The organism is Erythrobacter rubeus, from assembly GCF_014705715.1.
In the GTDB taxonomy this organism is placed as follows: Bacteria; Pseudomonadota; Alphaproteobacteria; order Sphingomonadales; family Sphingomonadaceae; genus Erythrobacter; species Erythrobacter rubeus.
On record NZ_JACXLC010000001.1, the window covers coordinates 1,388,182 to 1,410,148 of the forward strand.

Consider the following 21,967-nt stretch of genomic DNA (forward strand, 5'->3'; position numbering starts at 1 on the left):
ATCCAGCGCAATGACGCGATCAACGATGCGGCGTATCGTCACGAGGCCTTTTTTGGAGAGGGAGGCGCGACACATGACCACGATTGACGATCCGCTCGACACACCGCTGCCGCCCGCCAAGATCACCAATGATCTTGCCATCGGCGATCTATGGGCTGCGCTCTCCGCAGGATGGAAAGACTTCGCAGCTATGCCGCAATACGGGATCGCGATCGGTGGGGCCTATGTGATCACCGGCCTAGTTTTAGGCTATCTTGCTTTTGTCATGGGTCAAACAAGCGTGTTGATCCCGGCGATTGCCGGATTTCCGCTTATTGCCCCCTTTATAGCCGTCGGATTGTACGAGGCGAGCCGGCGGCGCGAAGAGGGCGAGCCCTTGAGTTGGGCCAGTGTACTTGGTGCGCTCAAGGGCAAAGGCGATGAACAGATACTCTCTATGGGAGTTATTGTGTTCGTCGCATTCGCTTTTTGGATGATCGTCGCTCACTCTGTTTCCGCCATCTTCATGGCAGAGGCGGGTCCCGGCGCTGAGTCGCTGGCATTTCTAACGACGGGCATGGGGATAGCGATGCTGGTGGTCGGAGGAGGCATCGGGGCTGTCATGGCGTTCGCCTTTTACTCCATGACTGTTATCAGCTTGCCGATGCTGGTGGACAAGCCAGTCAGCTTTGCCACCGCAATCATCGCAAGTTTCAAGACTGTGCAGTCGAACCTCGCGGTGATGCTGGTCTGGGCGATCATTATTGCCGTGTTGCTGTTCCTGGCGATGATCCCGGCATTCCTGGGCCTGATCGTGATCCTGCCGTTGCTTGGCCACGCAACTTGGCATCTCTATCGCCGCGCCCTGGGCTAATCAGCAATTTCGCTGGACGACAGCAACGGAAGTCTATCCTAAAGCGGTGGTAATTTGGGAGAGCGACAGCATGACAGAAGAGATACTCGAGCCGGACCTGCCGATTATCGATCCGCACCATCATCTTTGGGATTTGCGGCCGATGCTGCCGATGTTTCCCGAACCGCGCCACCGCTTCCTCGAAACGCTGGTTCCCGTTGCGCATTACACTTTCGACCAATTCTATGCCGACGTGACGACTGGCCACAACATCATCGCGACGGTCTTCATGGAATGCGGAGCGTTCTACAACAGCGCCTATGGCGAAGCATTGAAGCCCGTCGGCGAAGTCGAATATGTGAACGGCGTCGCAGCTCAATCGGCAAGCGGACTTTATGGCGATTTGCGCGCGTGTGCTGGTATCGTAGGCCATGCGGACCTTACTCATGGCAGCGCAGTGGGAGAGGTCCTGGATGCGCTTCACGCCGCCTCGCCAGGGCGGTTCAGGGGTATCCGCCATCAGGGCGCATGGGATGCAGACCCCGACGTGCTCGGCCCTCCCTTCCACGCGCCGCCACAGCTTTATCGGGACGATACGTTCCGCGAGGGGTTCGCCGAAATCGGCAAGCGCGGCATGAGCTTCGATGCGTGGATTCTTGAACCGCAGATTCCGGACGTGATCGATCTTGCGCGGGCATTTCCCGATACGCCGATCTGCCTTGATCATTGCGGCACACCGCTGGGAATGGCGAGCTATACCGGCAAACTGCACGAACGGTTCGACACATGGCGGCACAATATCAAGGAGCTGGCTGCGTGCGACAACGTGGTCGTTAAACTCGGCGGATTGGCCATGCACAATTGCGCCATGCCGGAAGAAGGACCGGCAGCGGGATCGACTTCGGAGCATCTTACGGGCCTGTGGCGCCCTTACATAGAAACTTGCATCGACGCGTTCGGCACGGACCGTGCGATGTTCGAAAGCAATTATCCGGTCGATCGCTGGGGTGCGACCTACCCGGTCTTGTGGAACGCTTTCAAGCGGCTCACGCTCGGGGCGAGCGCTGAAGAGAAGGCTGCCCTTTATGCCGGGAACGCCGCGCGGTTCTATCGCATTGAAGAGGTGCTTGCGTAGGATTGCAGTGCCACCTACCGCGCTGCAAACGCAATTCAGGAGACATTGATGCCGCTTCCCGCTCCCTTTGACCGCCTTCGCCTGCCATTGATCGGATCGCCGCTGTTCATCGTCTCCGGCCCCGAACTGGTTATCGCCCAGTGCAAGGCGGGGATTGTCGGAAGCTTTCCAGCGCTGAATGCCCGTCCCCAAACCCTTCTCGATGAATGGCTGCACCAGATCACCGAGGAACTTGCCAAGCATAATCGGGAAAACCCGGACCGCCCGGCGGCGCCTTTCGCGGTAAACCAGATCGTCCATAAATCGAATGACCGAGTCATGGCGGACATGGCCACATGCGAGAAATGGCAGGTCCCGATGATCATCACCTCGCTCGGCGCGCGTAAGGAGATCTTCCAGGCGGTGCGTAACTGGGGCGGGATCACGATGCACGATGTCATCAACAATCGCTTCGCAAAGAAGGCGATCGAGAAAGGCGCCGACGGCCTTATCCCCGTGGCCGCTGGCGCTGGTGGCCACGCAGGCGCGCTATCGCCCTTCGCCCTGATGCAGGAGATCCGCGAATGGTTCGACGGTCTGGTGGCGTTGTCGGGCTCGATCGCACACGGTTCGTCGATCCTCGCAGCCCAGGGCATGCGCGCCGATTTCGGCTATTCCGGCAGCGCCTTTATCGCCACTGAAGAGGCGAACGCGGACCAAGCGTACAAGCAGGGGATCGTGGAAGGCGATGCCAGCGGGATCGTCTACACCAACCTCTTTACCGGTGTGCATGGCAACTACCTTCGATCATCGATCGAAAACGCAGGGCTCGATCCCGACAATCTGCCGACCAGCGATCCATCGAAGATGAATTTCGGCAGCGGCGGCAATACCAAAGCCAAGGCGTGGAAGGACATCTGGGGCTCGGGCCAAGGCGTCGGAGCAGTTAAGTCCGTAGGCACTGTCGAAGATCTCGTCGCACGCATGGAACGCGAGTACCACGAAGCGAAGGCGCGATTGCTGACCAATTCCAACTACAGCTCATGGACAGAACTCGCCGAAGCGGCAGAGTGACGGGCTAGGTCGCGCTCCACAGCGTTTCGGCCATCGCATCGAGCTCGCGAAAGTCGAAGCCTGTCCCAAGCGGGTCTTTTTTGTTGAGCACAAACCGTCGCTGTTCCGTCAGCAAGCGGCGGCGCAAGGCTGACTGCAAAAGCGTGAGCCGAAACACGGCATCGAAAAGCGCTCGCGCTGGATCGGCCGCTCGCCTCAGCGACCAGTCACGCTCAACACAGCCGACCCGATCGATCACGATCTCGTTATACCGCCGGTGCGGCCCACGATGCAGCGGCAATCCGGTTCGCAGCGTTGCGCTCTCAGTCGCGGGAAGCAGCAAACCATTGGTGCGGAAATCATCGAAGCCGACACTTGCGCGGCCAATCTGATCGAACATCACTCCGAAAAATCGCTGGGATAACAATTGCCTCGGCAGGATATGGTGCCGCTGGAGGCTGGGATCGTAATGCTTGCATCGCCTTTGGTTCACCGAATGAAAGGGGATTTTTACGCGCGATGACGGCGGAGCGTGCGTAATCCCCGGAACCAATTCAGCTGAGAGAACTGCGACCCCGTTCAATTTTTTACTCGCGCCAGACTCGCACGAATTTGGCGTTTTGTGACGGTTTCAGAACCAGCCGGGTGTTGTCCGGTGCCGTGATGCGTTCGCTCTGTGTCAGACCGCCGGTAATCACGAGATGATTGATCAGGCGCACGCCGAGGCGAGTCGCGGCAACCTTGTCGTCCGAGATCGGCGGTTCGATCCGCAATTCCTGACCGGTCCAGTGCTTGAGCCCGACACTTTCCAGTGCACCGTCACCGGTCTCGCGAAATGCGGTCAGGCCAAGCGCCGGGAACGCCCCGCCGTCAATCCAAGCAGTGGCAGTGGATTCGAAGAAGCGCCGACCGATGAGGCTTTGCGCAGGCTCCCAGAGCACTGCCTCCAAATGTTCGAAGGAATGGACGGCATCGCGCGCAATCTCCACCAGGCTTCGCAGTACCGGCATTATCCCTTCGCTATTGCCAATATGCTGGCTTGGTAGAAGGTACACGCCTTCCAATCGCCGGGGATTGGACAGGTCTTCCACATCGAACCTATGCTTGACGTCGGGAACCTGGCTGGCCGTACCAGGCGCAAGCCCTTCGATTTCAAAAGTCAGCCCGTCTTTGATCAGCTCAAGCCAAACCGCTTCTTCGATAGCATCTTGCCCGACCGGCGCTTGTGCGTGATCGGACCCATCTGCCGGTACCAGATGAAGCGACCGATCCCCGCTCGGATCGTGCGAAATCGCGAGCGACCTGTGGCCGTCGGCAAATTCGCGAATGGCGGCTCTGGTTGGCCGCTTGCCAGTCGCAAACAACAGATGCAGCCCTGCGGCTTTCTTGTGCTGGCGTTCAGTAATCTTGCAAGACCCCCAAGCCTTTGATTCCGATGCGCGGTTATGAGCGCAAAACCCTGACGGGAAATTTCTAAAGCGTCGAGTCCAGATTGCCCACAGATTGTTACGACTTTTGTAACATCAGAAGATCCCGAGGCGCAGGCCCTCAACAATTCCAGCGCCAAGTTGGGCGCAATCCTGCAATATCCTGTCAGAAACCTGTTTTTCCGCGAGAATTTCTTCCGGTGTTTGCGCATCGAAATTGACGATCATCGGTTCTGCCACGCGTTTCAATCGCCATCCAGTCGCGATTCGATCGAGCTGGCGCTGAGCATTTTCTCCATCCGAACCGGCGGCAATTATCGTCGCGTAGGGCCGCCCTTCAATGCGTCCGAGGACAGGATAATATGTCCGGTCGAACATCTCTTTCATTTCGCCACTTAGCGCTGCGAGGTTTTCGGGGCCCACGAAAAGATATGCTCCAGCATCCAGGATGTGCTGGCTCGTCACATCGCGAGCACGCGCAATATCGGCGGCACCCGCTTCAGCGGCGGCGCGGGCCATCTGCTCGCTTGCGCTGGTTCGGCTGTGCCAGATTACCAGCAATTTGGAAGAAGCAGCATCTTTCGACATGCGGGGAAGCAAGGCAAGCACGCTGTCGATTGTCAATGCCGGGCGGCTTTTGCAGGGGGCACGAACAGGGTAAGACATGGTTTATGGCCACCCAGTCTCTGTCTCACGTCCTCGGTGTATCTCAATCGCTTTCCGGTAAGGCCTGGAACTGGCGTGGCGGAAACATGGACTTGCGCGGTGCAGCATCCAGTGGTGGCATGCAAAGCCTCGATCATGACATACTTTCACAATTGCTCATGACGCGCGGCGTTGCAGCCGACGATGTCGAGAGACATGCAAACCCGACCATGCGTGAGTTCCTTCCCAATCCGTCGGAATTCCGTGACATGGACCAGGCAGCGCAGAGGATCGCTCAAGCCGTTCTGAGCGATGAGAAGGTCACTATTTACGGCGATTACGACGTCGATGGCGCAACCAGCGCAGCGTTAATGGTCGAACTGCTACGCGGGCTTGGGCTCGAGGCCGAAAATTACATTCCCGACAGGTTGCTAGAAGGTTACGGACCGAGCGGCGAAGCATTGGTCAGGCTAGCCGAAGCTGGATCGACCCTGATTGTGACGGTCGATTGCGGGGCAATGGCGCATGAGGCGTTGAGTATGGCGCGGGAGGCTGGGGTCGACGTAATCGTGGTCGATCACCACAAATGCGCAGCCGATCTTCCTCCGACCGCAGCCTTGGTCAATCCGAACAGGCTCGACGAAAACGATTTGGCCGCGAGCCATGGCCACCTTGCAGCTGTCGGCGTTGCTTTCCTGCTGGCGATTGCTCTGGTTCGGACTCTGCGTTCCCAAGGGTTTTTCGAGCAGCGAAAGGAGCCTGACCTGCTGAGCCTGCTCGATCTCGTGGCTCTTGGAACGGTGGCCGATGTCGCCGCCCTGCATGGGCTCAACCGCGCTTTCGTTTCGCAAGGTCTGAAAATACTCGGTCGGCGTGAGCGCATCGGAATGGCAGCATTGATGGATGCGAGCCGTTTGAAACGCGCACCACAGGCCAGCGACCTCGGCTTCGCCCTTGGACCGCGCATCAATGCGGGCGGCAGAATCGGCGAATCCACACTTGGGGTGCGTTTGCTCACGACAAGCGATCCCGAGGAGGCGCGCGCAATCGCCGAGCAGCTTTCCGCCCTCAACGAAGAGCGCCGGGCAATCGAAGCCGAAGTTCAGGAGGAAGCCGAAGCTCAATTGGCGAGCCAGCACAACATGGCCGTCCAGGTTCTTTCAGGCGATGGCTGGCATCCGGGTGTAATCGGCATCGTCGCTGGACGGATCAAGGAGAAGACCGGCAAGCCCTCGATCGTGATCGCGAACGATGCATCGGACGGCACTGGCAAGGGTTCGGGGCGTTCAATCAGCGGCGTCGATCTAGGCGCGGCCATCATTGCTGCGCGCGAAGAAGGTTTGCTGGTTGCAGGTGGCGGACATGCCATGGCCGCTGGCCTCACCATATCGAGCGAAAAGCTCGCTGCCTTCACCGAATTTCTCGACACCCGGCTTGCGCGCGATGTCGATCGGGCACGCGCAGGCCAGTCGATGCAGCTCGATCTCTCGCTCGCGCCGGGCGGGCTCACACCGGAATTGGTCACGACGCTGGACGCTGCAGGCCCCTATGGTGTCGGTTGGCCTGCCCCGCGCATCGCAGTGGGCCCGGTCCGGATCGTCAAGGCCGATATCGTGGGCAAGGATCACCTGCGCATCATCGCATCAGGAGAGGACGGCAGATCGTTCAAGGGCATTGCCTTTCGCGCCGCCGAAACGGAGATGGCGCAAACCCTGCTCCATCGCAGCAGAGGTCGGCGGTTTCATCTTGCCGGACGTGTGAAGATCGATGATTGGGGCCCTCGCCCGGCAGCAGAACTGCATCTCGAGGACGCCGCTTTCGCCGATTAGTTGCCCAGCCGCGCAATTTTTCGCAAAAGGGGCCATGACGGGGCTTGACCCGTTCCCCGCTCCCCCCTAGATGCGCGCTCTCGCAAACGAGCGTGGCCCCTTCGTCTAGCGGTTAGGACGCGGCCCTTTCACGGCTGAAACACGGGTTCGATTCCCGTAGGGGTCACCACCTTCCTTTACAGGTTCGGAAATTGGTGACGGCGCTTTTTGTGACCGGCTGTGCGCATGCGTGCGCTCGGCGCTTCCAACAGGCTCGGCTTGCCGTTAAGGCGCTATGCGAAATGGGCATCAGGCAGACCATCCCGCTCGCTGGCATATTGCTGGCTGTCGTGACGTTCTTCGCGATGCTCCTGCTCGGCGTCGATCCGATCGTCACGCTCGCCGTACTCGGGGTTTGGATCGGCTCATTGATGCTCGCAAGCGGTCGTCCGCCCGAGCCGCCCAAGGTCGTGGTTGAGCAATCGTTCAGCATCGAAGCGATGCGAAAACTGATCGAGAATTCTTCGACGCCGGTGCTCGTGACCGAAAAGAACAAGATCGCCATCGCCAACGCGGCCGCTCGCAGGATCCTCGGCCAGCATATGGTCGGACAGGACGCGCGGGTCGCCTTCCGCCAGCCGGAGGCGATTTCGCTTTTGAGTAAGGATCGCAATGGCAGGGCCATCGTCCGCGGCCTCGTTCGCCGGCAGGATATCTGGGAGATCAATCGTCAGGCAGTCGATCGCAGTCTCGCGGTAATCGAACTGATCAACCAGACAGCAGAGGCGGATATCAGCCGCGCGCATACCGATTTCGTCGCAAATGCCAGCCATGAACTGCGCACTCCACTAGCGGCGATCCTCGGATATGTCGAAACGCTTAGCGAAAGCGCAGACAGCCTCGATTCGCCGATTTCACAAAAATTCCTCGGCACCATCGAACGTGAGGGGAAGCGGCTTCAGAGCCTTATCAGCGACCTCATGAGTCTGTCCCGCGTTGAAGCCGAGAAGCACGATCTCCCCAGCGAGCTTATCGAGCTTGGTCCGTTGGTCGAACGCGCCGCGCGCGATGCGGCGGGTGCCAATCGTATCGAGCAGCTAACCTTCGACCTGCGCGATCAGCCCAAGGTGCATGGCGATCGGCAACAGTTGGAACAGCTCGTGCGCAACCTCGTCGACAACGCCCTGAAATATGGGACGCCCGGCTCGAAAGTTGACGTGTCGCTTGATCTATCTCGTGACAACCAGGCGCGCATATCGGTCGTCGATCAAGGTGAAGGCATCGCGCCCGAGCAATTGCCCCATCTCACGCGCCGCTTTTACCGGACTGATCCGGGCCGCAGTCGCGCCTCTGGTGGGACGGGATTGGGACTCGCGATCGTCAAACACATAGTCGAACGTCACCGTGGCAGGCTCGATATCGACAGCGATCTTGGCAAGGGGACTCGGGTGGTCGTCAGAATTCCGCAAGCGGAACAGAAGGATACGGTCACGGACCCAAAAATCTCAGACGGCGAGCCAACAATTAGCCGGGAATTGTCTTAGCATTGTCTTATTTGTTGAACATCGGACCGGCAAAGGGCGTTGTCCCGCTCGATCTTACGCGGGCGAGGTCCGTCTTTGAGCACATGCCGCTAGTGTCGCAGCACGTGCGCCGTACAGTTTATCGATCGACCTCAGGTAACTGACACCGCGCAGCCAGCGTTCAGGGGAAACAGGTTCAATTCATGTCGCCGATTACGCTCATTCTGATTGCCATTGGGCTGGGACTGGCCGGATGGCTTGCCGGCCGGGCGAAGGCGTGGAGCTTTCAGAAAGGCAGCCCGGACGTGCGCCCGGTTGCTCGTCCGACGTATCATGCATGGTATGTGGCTATCTGGATCGTCATTCCGGTTCTCGCCTTCGTCACGCTCTGGTCGTTCATCGCCCCGCAATTGGTTGTCCAGAGTGTGCTCGCCTCGCCAGGCGCGCAGAACCTGCCCGCTTTCGGGTTCGAGCGGGACTCGTGGCTTGCCGAAGCGCGTGCAGTCGCTCTCGGCAATGCGCCGGGAGTTTTCAACGCCGGCGCCGAACCCCTGATCGAACCGTTTCGCGAAGCCATCGGAAGATACAATCTAATCGGCGTCATTCTGACCGTCCTGATAGCCTTCGCCGGCGGCACCTTCGCGTTCCTGCGGGTCCGCCCGGATTTCAAGGCACGCACACGGGTCGAAAGAACGGTGATGATCGTGTTGCTGCTCGCCTCGTTGGTGGCGATCCTCACGACGTTCGGCATTTTCGCGAGCCTCGTGTTCGAGACCTATCGTTTCTTCAGTCTCGTTTCGCCGGTCGATTTCTTTTTCGGCACCTTCTGGGGGCCCGATCCGATGAGCAGCGCCGACAATCCCGACGCCTCACGCTACGGGGCAATACCACTGTTTTGGGGAACGCTCTTCATCGGCGCCATCATCGCCATGATCGTGGCCATACCGCTGGGATTGATGAGCGCGATTTACCTCACTCAATACGCAGATCCCAAATTGCGCCAATGGGTGAAGCCTGCGCTTGAAATCCTCGCAGGCGTTCCGACCGTGGTTTATGGCTATTTCGCCGCTCTCACCGTCGCGCCGGCGATACGTGATGCGGCGGTGGCCATCGGCATTTCTGGCGCTTCGACCGAAAGCGCGCTCGCTGCGGGCGTTGTGATGGGCGTGATGATCATCCCGTTCGTCTCCTCGATGGCCGACGACTCCATCGCTGCCGTGCCCGCCGCCATGCGCGATGGAAGCTATGCGATGGGTGCGACGAAATCTGAAACGATCAAGAAGGTGCTGTTCCCCGCCGCCCTGCCCGGTATCGTCGCAGGTATCATGCTGGCGGTAAGCCGAGCTATCGGTGAAACCATGATCGTCGTCATGGCCGCATCCACCGCCGCCAATCTCAGCGCCAATCCGCTCGACCGGATGACCACGGTGACGGTGCAGATCGTGAAGCTGCTCACCGGCGAACAGAGCACCGACCACCCAACCTATCTCAGCGCCTTTGCGCTGGGCTTTGCGCTATTCCTCGTCACCCTCGTTCTCAACGTGATCGCCCTGCGCGTCGTTAAACGGTTCCGTGAAGCTTATGAGTGATACAGCCAATCCAGCAGCTGGCACGCTAGCCAGCCCATCGGTCTCGCACGAGGCGGATGTGACAGGCCCCACCCGCACGCCGGAGTTCGAAAAGCGGCTGGCACAGCGCTACCGCTCGGAGCGTAATTTCAAGCTGATGGGTCAGGGCGCGATCGTCTTTTCGGTCGCTGTGCTGATCTTTCTGCTTGGCAACATGCTGCTCAACGGTGTCGGTGGATTCCAGCGCGCCGAACTGGAAGTGCCAATCGATTTCCCCGAGAGCGGCGTAACCGGCGACGAGGTTTCGTTGAGTGCGCCTTCAGCTATTCAGGTCCTCGAATTGCAGGGCCTGTCGGAAGTCGTCCAATTCTATGCCGAAGAAGCGCTCGGCGAAGAAGCGGCGAGCGAACTCAGCCGTGAAGCATGGCGCGATGTCGCGGCTGCCTTGACCGCAGACCCTTCGCTGATCGAGCGATCCGAGACCTTTTACCTGCCTGCATCCTCCGATCTGGCAGCGGGCCTTGCTGGTGAAGGCTCGCCCGAGATGCAGGCGCTCGCACAGCAATTGCAATCCGAGGGCAAGCTGTCCGAAAACTGGGACGCCGGGTTCCTCACCCGTTCGGATGCGACGAGCCCGCAGGCAGCGGGTATTTGGGGCGCGCTCAAGGGTTCGATCCTGACGATGATCGTGACTTTCCTCCTGGCCTTCCCGATCGGCGTTCTGGCGGCGCTGTATCTAGAGGAATATGCGCCGAAGAACCGCTGGACCGATCTCATCGAGGTGTCGATCAACAACCTCGCCGCTGTTCCTTCGATCATATTCGGTTTGTTGGGCCTCGCGGTCTTCCTATGGCTGTTCCCGAACTATCGTTCGGCCCCTTTGATCGGGGGTATGACGCTCGCGCTGATGACGATGCCGGTCATCGTGATCTCCGGCCGCAACGCGATCAAGGCGGTGCCGCCTTCGATCCGCGACGGCGCGCTCGCAGTAGGCGCATCGCCTGTACAAGTGGTGTTCCACCACGTTCTCCCGCTCGCCATGCCCGGAATGCTGACCGGCACGATCATCGGCATGGCGCGCGCGCTTGGCGAAACCGCACCGCTATTGCTCATCGGGATGCGAGCTTTCGTGGCCACCCCGCCCGATGGCTTCACTTCCCCATCGACAGTGCTGCCGATGCAAATCTTCCTGTGGTCCGATGAGATCGACCGTGGGTTCGTCGAGCGCACCAGCGCCGCCATCATCGTCCTTCTGCTGTTCCTCCTCTTGATGAACGGCCTCGCAATCTATCTCCGCAACAAATTCGAGAAGACCTGGTGACAGTAATTCACGACAATATGGAAGACACCGGCGCCAAGATGAAGGCGCGCGATGTCTCGGTCTATTATGGCGACAAGAAAGCGATCGATGACGTGTCGATCGACATTTCGCCCGACTACGTGACCGCCTTCATCGGCCCGTCCGGCTGCGGGAAATCGACCTTTCTGCGGTGCTTCAACCGCATGAACGACACGATCCCCTCGGCGAAGGTCACGGGATTGATCGAGCTTGACGGTGACGACATTCACTCGAACGCGATGGATGTTGTCCAGCTACGCGCGCGGGTTGGCATGGTGTTCCAGAAACCCAACCCGTTCCCGAAATCGATCTACGACAACATCGCCTACGGCCCAAAGATCCACGGCCTCGCTGAGAAGAAACCCGATCTCGATGCGATTGTCGAAAAGTCTCTCACTCGCGCAGGTTTGTGGGATGAGGTGAAAGACCGGCTTGACGATTCCGGCACCGCATTATCGGGCGGTCAGCAGCAGCGGCTCTGCATTGCGCGCGCCATCGCCGTCGATCCTGAAGTGATCTTGATGGACGAGCCGGCGTCCGCTCTCGACCCGATCGCCACGGCGAAGATCGAGGAATTGATCGACGAGCTTTCTGGCCGCTACGCGATCGTGATCGTGACCCACTCGATGCAGCAGGCCGCCCGTGTCAGTCAGCGCACTGCATTCTTCCATCTCGGGCAGATCGTGGAATATGGCCGGACTTCTGATATCTTTACTAATCCGATCGAGGATCGCACCAAAGACTATATCACAGGGCGGTACGGCTGATGGCTGATCATACGGTCAAGGCATTTGACGAAGACATCACGCGGCTTCGCGGCCTCATCGCGGAGATGGGCGGCCTCGCCGAAGTTGCTATCCAGGAAGCGCTCGATGCCATGGTACGCGGCGACGAGGAACTTGGCGACAGCGTCGTTGCGCGTGACAAGAAGATCGACGCGCTCGAAACCGAAGTCGATAAGCTGGCTGTCCGCATCATCGCATTACGCGCGCCGATGGCGGACGACCTTCGCGAGGTCATTGCTGCGCTCAAGATTGCAGGCGTTGTCGAGCGGATCGGCGATTATTCGAAAAACATCGCCAAGCGCGTTCACATGATCGAAGGCCGCGATCGGTTCGAGCCTCTCACCTTGCTGCCCGCAATGGGCGATCTTGCGGGCGAAATGGTCCACGATGTGCTGACCGCCTACGCCGCTCGCGATCCCGGCCTAGCGCGCGAAGTCATTGCGACCGATGCCAAGGTCGATGCGTTTTACAACAGCATTTTCCGTAATCTTGTCAGCCACATGGTCGAAAACCCTGCAACCATTTCCAGCGCGGCACAATTGCTCTTCGTGGCTCGAAATCTGGAACGGATCGGCGATCACGCGACGAATGTTGCGGAAATGGTGCACTTTGCTGCAACCGGCTCCTATCCACCTGAGGAAGATCGGCTCTGATCCCATCTCCATGGAAAAAGGCCCGGCGTCGGTGTCATCAAACGGTAGCCGAACTGAAACATATTCATGGGTATGGCTCCGGTCAGCCCGGAGCACGGGGTTAGGGAGTCAGCGATAATGTCCGCCGCCAAATTACTCTTGGTCGAAGACGATCCGGCGCTGTCCGAATTGCTCGAATACCGCTTTCAGAACGAAGGGTACGACGTCCGCTCGACCAGCGATGGCGATGAGGCGTTGGTGCTTGCCAGCGAAGACGTGCCCGACCTCATCATCCTCGACTGGATGATCGAGGGGACCAGCGGCATCGAGGTATGCCGCCGCCTTCGCCGCGACAAGGAAACCGCGCACGTTCCGATCATCATGCTCACCGCGCGTGAGGCCGAAGACGACCGCGTTCGCGGCCTGGAAACCGGTGCCGACGACTACCTAACCAAACCGTTCAGCCCGCGCGAATTGCTGGCGCGGGTCGCAGCAGTGATGCGGCGCATCCGCCCCGCCCTTGCCGGGGAGGTGATCGAGGTCGGCGACATCAAACTCGATCCCGTCGCTCACAAGGTTCAGCGACGCGGGCGGTCACTGCAGCTCGGGCCAACCGAGTACCGCCTGCTGAAGTTCTTCATGGAGAGCCCGGGACGAGTTTTCAGCCGCGGACAATTGCTAGACGGTGTCTGGGGCACGGGCAGCGATATCGAGCTTCGCACCGTCGATGTTCATATCCGCCGCCTGCGCAAGGCTATCGTGATCGACGGCGCGAAAGACCCGATCCGAACTGTCCGCTCAGCAGGTTATGCGCTGGAAGTGAATTGAAGAGCTGTTAGCGGCACACACCCGACCAGCGGCTTTCCTGATCGAGATGGAAATGGTCGGCGTGCGCTGCATTGTAGTCGGGTGAAAGCACCGTTGCGAAGACTCCGCATGCTCCGTCTCTAACCTCGCGCAGAAAGCGCGCCTCGTCATCGGTGCCGTCCCAATCGGCTATCAGGCTGATCCTGGTCCCGTCTTCCAGGACAAATGCCGATATATCGATAGCGTTGCCGGTCGCGTGTTCGCTCCAGGGACCTTCTTCGCCTCCATAAAGCCGCCTGCATGAATAGGCACCGAGATGCTCCATCCGAGCTAGTTCGCTGCCGAGGATTTCCCTGGCCGCAGGTCTCACGGTTTTCGTTCGCCATAATTCGAGCGCGGCCGCGACTGGACAAGTGACGATCGGGGTATTGGGTGAGAGTGGGTAGTCCTCCAGCTGGGTTCGGTCTGGCCGCTCGCAGGCGCCGCTGCCGGTACTTTCAAGCGCGCGGAAGGCAACGTCGCTGCGGTCGAGCGTCACTCGGCAGAGCTCGACATCGTCCTTGAGAGCTAGCAGCTTGTTCGCAGTAGCCATGCCCACCGGATCGCGCAGGTCGAGCGGAGCCCAGGGATTGTGTTTCGGATGCTCGCTGAGCCAGCTCCAGCCCGCAATGCCGATGGCGAAAACGACCAATAATAGCGACAGGATCCGCCGGTCCGCGGTGAAGCGGCCGATGCGGCGACTGATGCGGGGTTCTCGCGGGCTGCGGCTCATGGCAGGCCCCTAGTGAAAATCGCGCGACTTAGGAAGTATCCTCACATTGCGCGGATGAACCCTGGTGTTGGGAGCACGCACCCGCCCGCGTTTCGGCGCTCCGCTGGCATCGGGCAGTTCATCGATCAGGTCACGCGGGCGGATGGCATGGCCCTCGGCATCGATCAGATCGTCTCTTGGGTTCATCACGCGCTTTCCGCCGACCTGAGAAGGCAGCGGCGAATTTACATGATCGGCGCGCGCGATCGGAGCGTTCAACATGTCGTCGGACAGGCGGTAAAGCTGATCGGTCGCATCGGTCATGTGGTGCGCGATCACGTGGATGACTTCGTCGTCATACTCGACCCGGCCGCGCACTTCCATCAGCCGCGCCCCCATCACGACGCGGCGCTGTTTCTCCTTGAGATCAGGCCAGACGACGAGATTGACGACCCCGGTTTCGTCTTCGAGCGTGATGAAGCACACGCCCTTTGCGCTGCCGGGACGCTGGCGGATCAGAACCACTCCTGCAACCTGCACCATCGAGCGGAACTTGCGATTTCGAAGGTCGCATGCCCGCACGAAGCCGCGTTCGGTCAGCGATGCGCGCAGAAACGCCATCGGATGCGCTTTCAGGCTGAGGCGCGTGGTCTGGTAATCGGCCACCACCTCTTCGGAGAGCGGCATTTGCGGTAGATGCGTGTGCGTGCGCTCCGCCCCTTCATCGCGTGTCGCAGCGGCGCGGAACAAAGGAAGATCGGGTCCGGCGATCAGGCTGCGCGCATCCCACAGTGCTTGCCTGCGCGGCAGGTTCATCGATGTAAAGGCATCGGCAGAAGCAAGCCGTTCCACATGGGGCGGCGTGATGCTTGCTCTTTTGCTCAATGAGCGGACATCAGCATATGGGCCGTGCGCCTCCCGCTCATCGACTATTTTCGCAGCGATATGCTCTGGCAGGCCATCGATCTGGCGCAGGCCGAGGCGCAAAGCGAGGTGCTCCGGCCTTCGCGTCTCTGCGTCCCCACCCGACCCGGTATCCTCCAGCGTGCAGTTCCATTCGCTTGCATTGACATCCGCTGGCAGCACCTCGACCCCGTGCTCCCTGGCATCGCGTACGATCTGCGCGGGCGCGTAAAAACCCATGGGCTGCGAATTGAGAAGCGCCGCTGCGAATGTCGCCGGATAATGGCATTTGAGCCAGCTCGATATGTAAACGAGATGCGCAAAGGAAGCCGCATGGCTTTCCGGGAAACCATACTCGCCAAAGCCCTTGATCTGATTGAAGCAGCGCTGCGAGAATTCGGGATCGTAGCCGCGCCCGACCATCTTCCCGACCATCAGATCCTGAAGCTCGTCGACCATCCCGCGAGAACGAAACGTCGCCATTGCCTTACGCAGGCGGTTGGCCTCTTTCGATGTGAATTTCGCTGCATCGAGGGCGATCTTCATCGCCTGTTCCTGAAAGATCGGGACACCGTAAGTGCGCTTCAGAATGGATTGTAGTTCATCTTGAGGCCCCTGATCCGGCGCAGGGCTCGGCATGTCGAACCGGAAGTTCTCCCCCATTTCCCGCTTCAGCCGGCGCTGTTTGAGATAGGGATGGACCATATCGCCCTGGATCGGACCGGGGCGGACGATGGCGACCTGCACGACGAGATCGTAAAACTCGCGTGGTCGCAGGCGCGGTAGCATGTTCATCTGCGCGCGGCTTTCGACCTGAAACACGCCGAGGGAGTCGCCCTTGCACAGCATGTCATACACCGCCGGATCCTCGGCCGGGACGGTTGCCATGGTCAGATCCGGACCGTGATGACCCCGCAGCAAATCAAGGCCCTTGGCAATGCAGGTGAGCATACCAAGCGCCAGCACGTCGATCTTGAAAATGCCCAGATCATCGATGTCGTCCTTGTCCCATTCGATGAAACTGCGATCGGGCATGGCGCCGTTCCCGATCGGCACCGTCTCGGTCAACGGGCTGTCGGTGAGGATGAAGCCCCCCACATGCTGGCTGAGATGGCGCGGCATGCCGATCATCTGCTCGGTCAGCTTGAGCACCCGCCGCAAATGCGGGTCTGCAAGGTTCAGGCCCGTTTCCTCCGCATGCTTTTCATCGATCCCTTCGCCCCACGAACCCCACACCGTTTTTGCGAGCGCGGCGGTGACATCCTCGCTCAACCCCATCGCTTTTCCGACTTCGCGGATCGCCATGCGCGGGCGGTAATGGATCACAGTGGCGCACAGCCCAGCCTTGGTGCGACCATACTTGTCATAGATGTGCTGGATCACCTCCTCGCGCCGCTCATGCTCGAAATCGACGTCGATATCGGGCGGCTCCGTGCGTTCTTCGGAGATGAAGCGGTCGAACAGCAGCTGGTGCTTGGTGGGATCGACTTCGGTGATGCCGAGGCAGTAACAGACCGCCGAATTCGCCGCACTGCCCCGCCCTTGGCACAGGATCGGCGGGTTTTGGGAACGCGCGAAATCGATGATCTCCTTGATAGTCAGGAAATAGCGGGCGATCTCAAGCTTGGCGATCAGCGCAAGCTCCTTCTCGATGGTTTCCGTGACTGTTTCGGGGACGCCATCCGGATAACGCCATGCCGCCCCCTCGAAAGCCTGCTGCGCGAGATAATCCTGGGCAGACATACCACCCGGATAATCGCGGCTTGGATATTCGTATTTCAGATCGCTCAGGGAAAAGTCGCACGCATCGGCGACCTTGCGGGCGCTTCGGATGGCGTGCGGCCAGCGGGTGAAAAGGCGCACCATTTCCTGAGGTGATTTGAGGTGCCGTTCAGCATTCGCGTGAAGCAAGTGACCTGCTTCCGCCACGGTCGTCTTGTTCGCAATCGCCGTCATCACGTCCTGCAGGGGGCGGCGTTCGGGGGTGTGGTAATGCACATCATTGGTGGCGAGCAGCGCGAGACCGTTTGCGCGTGCGAGTGCATCGAGCCGGTCGATCCGCGCGACATCGTCACCGCAGTAGAGGTGGCTTGCCGCGAGGTGCCGCAGGGTCGGGAGCTGCGCTGTAAGGTGCGGCAGGATTTCGGGGAACGGAGCGGTCAGTTTGACCCGATCCCGTTCATCCCCATCGGGCCGCAGCGGGACGACATTGTCCTCGACGCGGATTGTGATGCGCTTTTCCAGGTCATCGGGCGGAAGCAGGATCAGCTGCACCCCTTCCGAATGCTGCGCCAGCATGGAGAGGTCGATCTCGCACACGCCCTTTTCCTGCCAATCTCCACTTAGCGTCTGCATCCGGCCCGCACTGATCAGGCGGCAGAGACGGCCATAGGCAGCGCGGTCACGCGGATAGGCGAGGAAGTGCAGTCCCTCGACCGTTTCGATCCGGGTGCCGATCACCGGGCGCAATTTGAGCGTTGTCGCCTCGGTGTGAATGCGCACCACGCCTGCCATGGAATTGGCATCGGCGATGCCTATCGCATCATAGCCAAGCATGCGCGCAGTCATCACGAGGTCCACCGCATCCGACGCTCCGCGCAGAAAGCTGAAACAGCTTACAAGGCCTAACTCGACGAACGGTGCGCGCTCCGGCACATCGATCAGGTCGGGATCGATTTCCAGCGTGCGTTTGTCGGGAGTGAGCGGTGCATCCGGCATATTATGCCTCTTGCTGCGCGAGCCGCTCTCTTACCGCTGCTAGGTCGGCTTCGAAAAGTGCGGCCTGCTTTTCCTGCGCCTCGCCATCGAGCCTCAGCAGGTAGGAAGGGTGTGCGGTCACCCACAGTTCCGTCCCGCCTTCAAGCGGGATTGGTTCGCCTCGCACTTTCGAAATGCTCACCGTCTTGCCGAGCAGGCTGCGCGCCGCACTCGCGCCCAATGCGAGGATCAGGCGCGGTTTGACAATGTCGCGTTCGGCTTCGAGCCACCAGCGGCAGGTGTCGATTTCCTTCGCCTGCGGGCTCTGGTGAATGCGCCGCTTGCCGCGCTGCACGTATTTGAAATGCTTCACGGCGTTGGTGACGTAGGTTTCGGAGCGCTCGATGCCGGTGCGTGTCAGATATTCGTCGAGCAGCTGTCCCGCCGGACCGATGAAGGGCCTCCCCCCCTGATCCTCTTGGTCGCCCGGCTGCTCGCCGACAATCATCAGGGAAGCGCGCCGCGGCCCCTCGCCCATCACGGCCTGATTATGCAGCTCCCCGATCGGACACTTGCGGCATTTTTCTATTGCCGTGCCGATCGCACCCAGGGTCTCGGGCTTATCCTCGAATTCGAGTGCGCCGGTCTCCACCATGTTCGCTTCCCTTGCCTGCGCCCCGGCGATGAGATCGGGGATCAGCTCGGCCTCGGGCATGTTTTTCCAGTACTTCTTGGGCATCTCGGAGAGCATGGCCCCGACCTTCAAACGCGCCGGGTTGAAAATTGAAGCGTAGTAAGATTTCCAGAGATCCTCGACCGGATCGCCTTGCGGCGCATCACTGCGCTGGGCCGGACCGCTTTCGCGCATCGTCTCGCCGTCCCAGTGGATGCAGCCGCGCGGTGTCAGGATCGACCAGTTCATGTTGGAAAAGCGGCGCATGAAGAACCCGGCATTGGCGCGCACAATGTGGTGATCGGGCTCGAACCAGGCGACGTAGTGCTCGGCCCCGTCCTCACTCTCCACTTCGCGGAAACGAACGAAGGCATGCATCTTGTGGCTATCGCGGCGCACCGATTTGTCGAGCTCTTCGATCCGGCGGACGTCGAGATCGGCCTTGTCCTCCATCGCGCGCGGGTTTGACTGAAGCCGCCACAATACGCGGTAGAGCAAGCTGAAACGCTCCGGGTCAGAATGGAGCGCGGCGTTGCGGGCCAGCTTCATGAAGCGCTTCGACGCCCGCACAGGCCGCGCATCCTTTCCCGGTGTCGGCAGACGTTTCTGGCGGCGAGCAGGCCCTTCCTGAGCAAAAAGATCGCCCGTGCCGCCCGGCTCGATCCAGCTGACCCGATCGGGCGGCACATCGCACTGGATCAGGCTGCGCGCCCGCTCTCGCCAAAAGGCGAAATCATCGGGCGCCGGCAGGTTGACGACATAATGCGCGCCGAGAGACGCGTTCTGCACATTTCCTCTCTGGGCCCTCATCAAAACAGCTCCAGCTGTTCCTGCTTCGGTGCCAACAGCGCGCGCAGGTCCGCGCGGTCGGTAAGCGTCGTCGGCCGCCAATCGAGCGCGACAAGGAAAGGACGCACCTTGGCGATAGATTGGGTCAGTCTAGCCACATCATCGAGCCGCAACGTCCGATGCTTACGCGCCGCCAGAATGCGCGCCACTGCCGTCGTTCCAAGCCCCGGCACCCGCAGCAATTGCTCCTTCGAAGCGCGATTTACATCGACCGGAAAGCTTTCGCGAAACTTGAGCGCCCAAGCGAGCTTGGGGTCGATATCGAGCGGCAGGTTCCCCTGAGCATCCGCCGCCTGCGCCACTTCACCAGGGGCATAGCCATAGAACCGCATCAGCCAATCGGATTGGTAGAGACGGTGCTCGCGCATCAAGGGCGGGCGTTTGAGCGGCAGAACGGCGCTTGCATCGGGGATCGGCGAGAATGCGCTGTAGTAAACCCGGCGCAGGCCGAATGCGCCGTAAAGCTTGCTCGCCTTGCCCACGATATCCGCATCGCTGGCGTTGTCAGCGCCGACGATCATCTGGGTCGATTGGCCGGCGGGCGCAAAGCGCGGTGCGTGTTTGAACCGCTTGCGCTCGTCCTTCGCTTCGATGATGCGCGATTTTGTTTTGGCGAGCGCACCTTCGATCTGGTGTTCATCCTTGTCGGGTGCAAGGCGGTTCAAACCCTGACGCGTCGGCAGCTCGACATTGATCGACACCCGGTCGGCATAGAGCCCTGCCTGATGGATCAGCTCGGGGTCTGCCTCGGGAATGGTTTTAAGGTGAATGTAGCCGCGAAAATCATGCTCTTCGCGCAGGATGCGTGCGCATTCGACCATCTGTTCCATCGTATAGTTCGAGCTTTTGACGATGCCGGATGAGAGGAACAGCCCCTCGATGTAATTGCGCTTGTAGAAGTTCAGCGTGAGGTCTGCGACTTCCTGCGGCGTAAACCGCGCGCGCCGCACGTTTGAGCTCTTGCGATTGATGCAGTAGTGACAATCGAAAATACAGTGATTGGTCAGCAATATCTTGAGCAGCGAAATGCATCGTCCGTCGGGCGCATAGGCGTGGCAAATGCCCATCCCCTCGGTCGACCCGATACCCTTACCGCCCAGCGAATTCTTCTTTGCTGTGCCCGAAGACGCGCACGACGCATCGTATTTCGCCGCATCGGCGAGAATTTCCAGTTTCTGTCTCAGAGTGTGCTGTGGCATTGGAACATCCTTATGTTCCTTTTATGTTCTCCTACTAAATTGGGCAAATGCAAATGTTGCAATCAATCGGAATCCCCAACGAAAAGAGGGCCGGACGCATGCCCGACCCTCACTAAATCGATCCAGCCTGTTTATTCTGGGCTGTATGGGATCGTCGATTTGTGGACTGCCATTTTCAGATCACCTGCAGCGTCGCGAATGTAGCCAATCGTGTACTCGACCTTCGTCTCTTCGCCACCGTCTGCCGGAGTGAAATAGTAATTACCCATGGCAACCGCCATGTTGCAGATGTTGTTTGTAATTCCGGCGTTCTGCCAGCGCACCGAGGTCCACGGAGTAATCGCGAAGCCCTTGTCTTCCGGATAGGATGGATTGCCACCTACAAAATACGAGAGCGCGCCATCGAAGGAGGGCCGGAATTGCTCAACCGATGCGAGTGTCGGCTTAAACAACACAAGGCTCTCGTCATAAGCATAGAACTCGTCGATGTGATCGATGGCAGCCTGGCGGTAGTCTCCACCTTCCGAGTAGACATTACCAATTTTCACAATGCCTTCGCCCCAGGCTTCTTGCGCTGCAACAACCTCCGGTTCAGTGATGCATTCGAGCTGTGCTGCTGTCGGTGCGCGAGGTTGATCGCTTCCAATTGGTGCAGTCTGTGATGTCTGAGCTACCGCGCTTACTGAAAAAGCAGCGCCTAGAATAGCAGCGGAAAAACCGGCTTTAGTCAAAGCGGGAACAATATTTGTCACGTCGATATCTCCCTTGACCATGCCTCAGCTTTTCACTCGGCATGGCAGACTTAATGAGTCCTGTCGGCCTGACGCTGACAGGTAACATTGTAACGTAATGAGAGCCGGTCGGTTCCGCCGAAAACGTGAATTGCAGCGGGTTTCAAGGGAGATAATTGTGGAAGCAAAAAGAGAGCGTAGTCATCGTAAGCTCGCCCCCTCGTCCTGTGTCTGGCGTGATTACAGACGACGCTTCGCGTCGGAGTCGCCATCTTCATCCAGGAAGCTCTTGGACCGTTCCTTGCATAGGTGGTCAAGCACGGCTGCGTGCATTTCACCTTCGAAAGAAATGCCTGCCAGTTTGCCTTCGACCCAAGCCACTTTGCCAAGAGGGGCATTCACGCCGTCCACTCTCATGGTGACACGGTCACCCACGCTGGCGAAGCCGGCGGATCCCCTGATCTTGCATCCGCCTTCGGAAATATCGATCAGGTCGACATAGACCGGACGCGATTTGACGCGGCCCTTGACCATCAGGCTGAGCGAGCGGCGCTCTGCAGCGCGCGAGATGCTGTGCATGTTCATAATCCCGCTCTAGCTAGCAATCGTAAAAAAATGCTGAGCAAGAATA

General features: G+C 59.6%; 19 protein-coding genes and 1 tRNA gene. 11 read left to right on the forward strand and 9 right to left on the reverse strand.

Going from position 1 to position 21,967, the window contains the following annotated elements; genetic code table 11:
• Positions 1–73: 73 nt before the first annotated feature.
• The 3 genes from IB285_RS06800 (at position 74) to IB285_RS06810 (ending at position 3,020) form a co-directional block, all read left to right on the forward strand.
• Complete coding sequence (locus IB285_RS06800; RefSeq protein ID WP_190787468.1) at positions 74–853, forward strand: DUF2189 domain-containing protein; 780 nt, start codon at positions 74–76, stop codon at positions 851–853.
• A 70-nt stretch (positions 854–923) separates the two neighbouring features.
• Entirely contained in the window at positions 924–1,967 is a 1,044-nt protein-coding gene (locus tag IB285_RS06805) for an amidohydrolase family protein (protein ID WP_190787469.1), read from the forward strand.
• Positions 1,968–2,015: 48 nt separating this feature from the next.
• Positions 2,016–3,020, forward strand: coding sequence for an NAD(P)H-dependent flavin oxidoreductase (locus IB285_RS06810; RefSeq protein WP_190787470.1), 1,005 nt, complete (start codon positions 2,016–2,018; stop codon positions 3,018–3,020).
• A gap of 4 nt (positions 3,021–3,024) precedes the next feature.
• Here IB285_RS06810 and IB285_RS06815 read toward each other — a convergent pair whose 3' ends face one another.
• The 3 genes from IB285_RS06815 to IB285_RS06825 form a co-directional block, all read right to left on the reverse strand.
• On the reverse strand, positions 3,025–3,492 hold the full coding sequence (locus IB285_RS06815) for an AHH domain-containing protein (RefSeq protein ID WP_190787471.1): 468 nt from the start codon (positions 3,490–3,492) through the stop codon (positions 3,025–3,027).
• 94 nt (positions 3,493–3,586) lie between these two features.
• Positions 3,587–4,363 carry a hypothetical protein gene (locus tag IB285_RS06820; RefSeq protein ID WP_190787472.1) on the reverse strand — a complete coding sequence of 259 codons (777 nt, stop codon included), beginning with the start codon at positions 4,361–4,363 and terminating at the stop codon, positions 3,587–3,589.
• Positions 4,364–4,522: 159 nt separating this feature from the next.
• Positions 4,523–5,014 carry a flavodoxin family protein gene (locus IB285_RS06825; protein ID WP_234033085.1) on the reverse strand — a complete coding sequence of 164 codons (492 nt, stop codon included), beginning with the start codon at positions 5,012–5,014 and terminating at the stop codon, positions 4,523–4,525.
• 83 nt (positions 5,015–5,097) lie between these two features.
• Here IB285_RS06825 and recJ point away from each other — a divergent pair, with 83 nt between their 5' ends.
• The 8 genes from recJ (at position 5,098) to phoB (ending at position 13,554) form a co-directional block, all read left to right on the forward strand.
• A complete protein-coding gene (recJ, locus tag IB285_RS06830) occupies positions 5,098–6,900 on the forward strand; it encodes a single-stranded-DNA-specific exonuclease RecJ (protein ID WP_190787473.1) in 1,803 nt (600 codons plus the stop codon).
• A 94-nt stretch (positions 6,901–6,994) separates the two neighbouring features.
• Positions 6,995–7,069, forward strand: a tRNA-Glu gene (locus tag IB285_RS06835).
• A 112-nt stretch (positions 7,070–7,181) separates the two neighbouring features.
• Entirely contained in the window at positions 7,182–8,423 is a 1,242-nt protein-coding gene (locus IB285_RS06840; protein WP_190787474.1) for a sensor histidine kinase, read from the forward strand.
• A gap of 182 nt (positions 8,424–8,605) precedes the next feature.
• Positions 8,606–9,991 (forward strand): phosphate ABC transporter permease subunit PstC, encoded by a 1,386-nt coding sequence (gene pstC / locus IB285_RS06845; protein ID WP_190787475.1) that lies wholly within the window; start codon positions 8,606–8,608, stop codon positions 9,989–9,991.
• Positions 9,984–11,291, forward strand: coding sequence for a phosphate ABC transporter permease PstA (gene pstA / locus IB285_RS06850; protein WP_190787476.1), 1,308 nt, complete (start codon positions 9,984–9,986; stop codon positions 11,289–11,291). Before pstC ends, pstA begins: the two co-directional genes overlap by 8 nt.
• A 17-nt stretch (positions 11,292–11,308) precedes the next feature.
• Positions 11,309–12,076 (forward strand): phosphate ABC transporter ATP-binding protein PstB, encoded by a 768-nt coding sequence (gene pstB, locus IB285_RS06855; RefSeq protein WP_190789023.1) that lies wholly within the window; start codon positions 11,309–11,311, stop codon positions 12,074–12,076.
• The gene (phoU, locus tag IB285_RS06860) at positions 12,076–12,747 is read left to right on the forward strand and encodes a phosphate signaling complex protein PhoU (protein ID WP_190787477.1); all 672 of its coding nucleotides are present in this window, start codon (positions 12,076–12,078) and stop codon (positions 12,745–12,747) included. The genes pstB and phoU overlap by 1 nt, the downstream gene beginning before the upstream one ends.
• Positions 12,748–12,864: 117 nt before the next feature.
• Positions 12,865–13,554 carry a phosphate regulon transcriptional regulator PhoB gene (phoB, locus tag IB285_RS06865; protein WP_190787478.1) on the forward strand — a complete coding sequence of 230 codons (690 nt, stop codon included), beginning with the start codon at positions 12,865–12,867 and terminating at the stop codon, positions 13,552–13,554.
• A gap of 7 nt (positions 13,555–13,561) precedes the next feature.
• Here phoB and IB285_RS06870 read toward each other — a convergent pair whose 3' ends face one another.
• From IB285_RS06870 to IB285_RS06895, 6 genes are all read right to left on the reverse strand, one after another.
• Positions 13,562–14,305: an extensin-like domain-containing protein gene (locus IB285_RS06870; RefSeq protein ID WP_190787479.1), complete on the reverse strand. Its 744-nt coding sequence runs from the start codon at positions 14,303–14,305 to the stop codon at positions 13,562–13,564.
• Between the two features lie 9 nt (positions 14,306–14,314).
• Positions 14,315–17,905 (reverse strand): error-prone DNA polymerase, encoded by a 3,591-nt coding sequence (locus tag IB285_RS06875; protein WP_190787480.1) that lies wholly within the window; start codon positions 17,903–17,905, stop codon positions 14,315–14,317.
• A gap of 1 nt (position 17,906) precedes the next feature.
• On the reverse strand, positions 17,907–19,346 hold the full coding sequence (locus tag IB285_RS06880; protein ID WP_407925603.1) for a UdgX family uracil-DNA binding protein: 1,440 nt from the start codon (positions 19,344–19,346) through the stop codon (positions 17,907–17,909).
• 20 nt (positions 19,347–19,366) lie between these two features.
• Positions 19,367–20,605 (reverse strand): putative DNA modification/repair radical SAM protein, encoded by a 1,239-nt coding sequence (locus tag IB285_RS06885; RefSeq protein WP_190787482.1) that lies wholly within the window; start codon positions 20,603–20,605, stop codon positions 19,367–19,369.
• Between the two features lie 131 nt (positions 20,606–20,736).
• Entirely contained in the window at positions 20,737–21,378 is a 642-nt protein-coding gene (locus IB285_RS06890) for a phosphoribosyl-AMP cyclohydrolase (protein ID WP_234033086.1), read from the reverse strand.
• A gap of 198 nt (positions 21,379–21,576) precedes the next feature.
• Positions 21,577–21,915, reverse strand: a complete 339-nt coding sequence (locus tag IB285_RS06895; RefSeq protein WP_190787483.1) for a PilZ domain-containing protein — start codon at positions 21,913–21,915, stop codon at positions 21,577–21,579.
• Positions 21,916–21,967 lie beyond the last annotated feature (52 nt).

Coding starts and splice junctions, on each gene's coding strand:
- IB285_RS06895 (WP_190787483.1), bottom strand. CDS start 21,915: ATGCACAGCATCTCGCGCGCTGCAGAGCGCCGCTCGCTCAGCCTGATG.
- pstB (WP_190789023.1), top strand. CDS start 11,309: ATGGAAGACACCGGCGCCAAGATGAAGGCGCGCGATGTCTCGGTCTAT.
- phoB (WP_190787478.1), top strand. CDS start 12,865: ATGTCCGCCGCCAAATTACTCTTGGTCGAAGACGATCCGGCGCTGTCC.
- pstC (WP_190787475.1), top strand. CDS start 8,606: ATGTCGCCGATTACGCTCATTCTGATTGCCATTGGGCTGGGACTGGCC.
- phoU (WP_190787477.1), top strand. CDS start 12,076: ATGGCTGATCATACGGTCAAGGCATTTGACGAAGACATCACGCGGCTT.
- recJ (WP_190787473.1), top strand. CDS start 5,098: ATGGCCACCCAGTCTCTGTCTCACGTCCTCGGTGTATCTCAATCGCTT.
- IB285_RS06840 (WP_190787474.1), top strand. CDS start 7,182: ATGGGCATCAGGCAGACCATCCCGCTCGCTGGCATATTGCTGGCTGTC.
- IB285_RS06870 (WP_190787479.1), bottom strand. CDS start 14,305: ATGAGCCGCAGCCCGCGAGAACCCCGCATCAGTCGCCGCATCGGCCGC.
- IB285_RS06805 (WP_190787469.1), top strand. CDS start 924: ATGACAGAAGAGATACTCGAGCCGGACCTGCCGATTATCGATCCGCAC.
- IB285_RS06810 (WP_190787470.1), top strand. CDS start 2,016: ATGCCGCTTCCCGCTCCCTTTGACCGCCTTCGCCTGCCATTGATCGGA.
- IB285_RS06885 (WP_190787482.1), bottom strand. CDS start 20,605: ATGCCACAGCACACTCTGAGACAGAAACTGGAAATTCTCGCCGATGCG.
- pstA (WP_190787476.1), top strand. CDS start 9,984: ATGAGTGATACAGCCAATCCAGCAGCTGGCACGCTAGCCAGCCCATCG.
- IB285_RS06890 (WP_234033086.1), bottom strand. CDS start 21,378: ATGGTCAAGGGAGATATCGACGTGACAAATATTGTTCCCGCTTTGACT.
- IB285_RS06800 (WP_190787468.1), top strand. CDS start 74: ATGACCACGATTGACGATCCGCTCGACACACCGCTGCCGCCCGCCAAG.
- IB285_RS06825 (WP_234033085.1), bottom strand. CDS start 5,014: ATGTCGAAAGATGCTGCTTCTTCCAAATTGCTGGTAATCTGGCACAGC.
- IB285_RS06875 (WP_190787480.1), bottom strand. CDS start 17,905: ATGCCGGATGCACCGCTCACTCCCGACAAACGCACGCTGGAAATCGAT.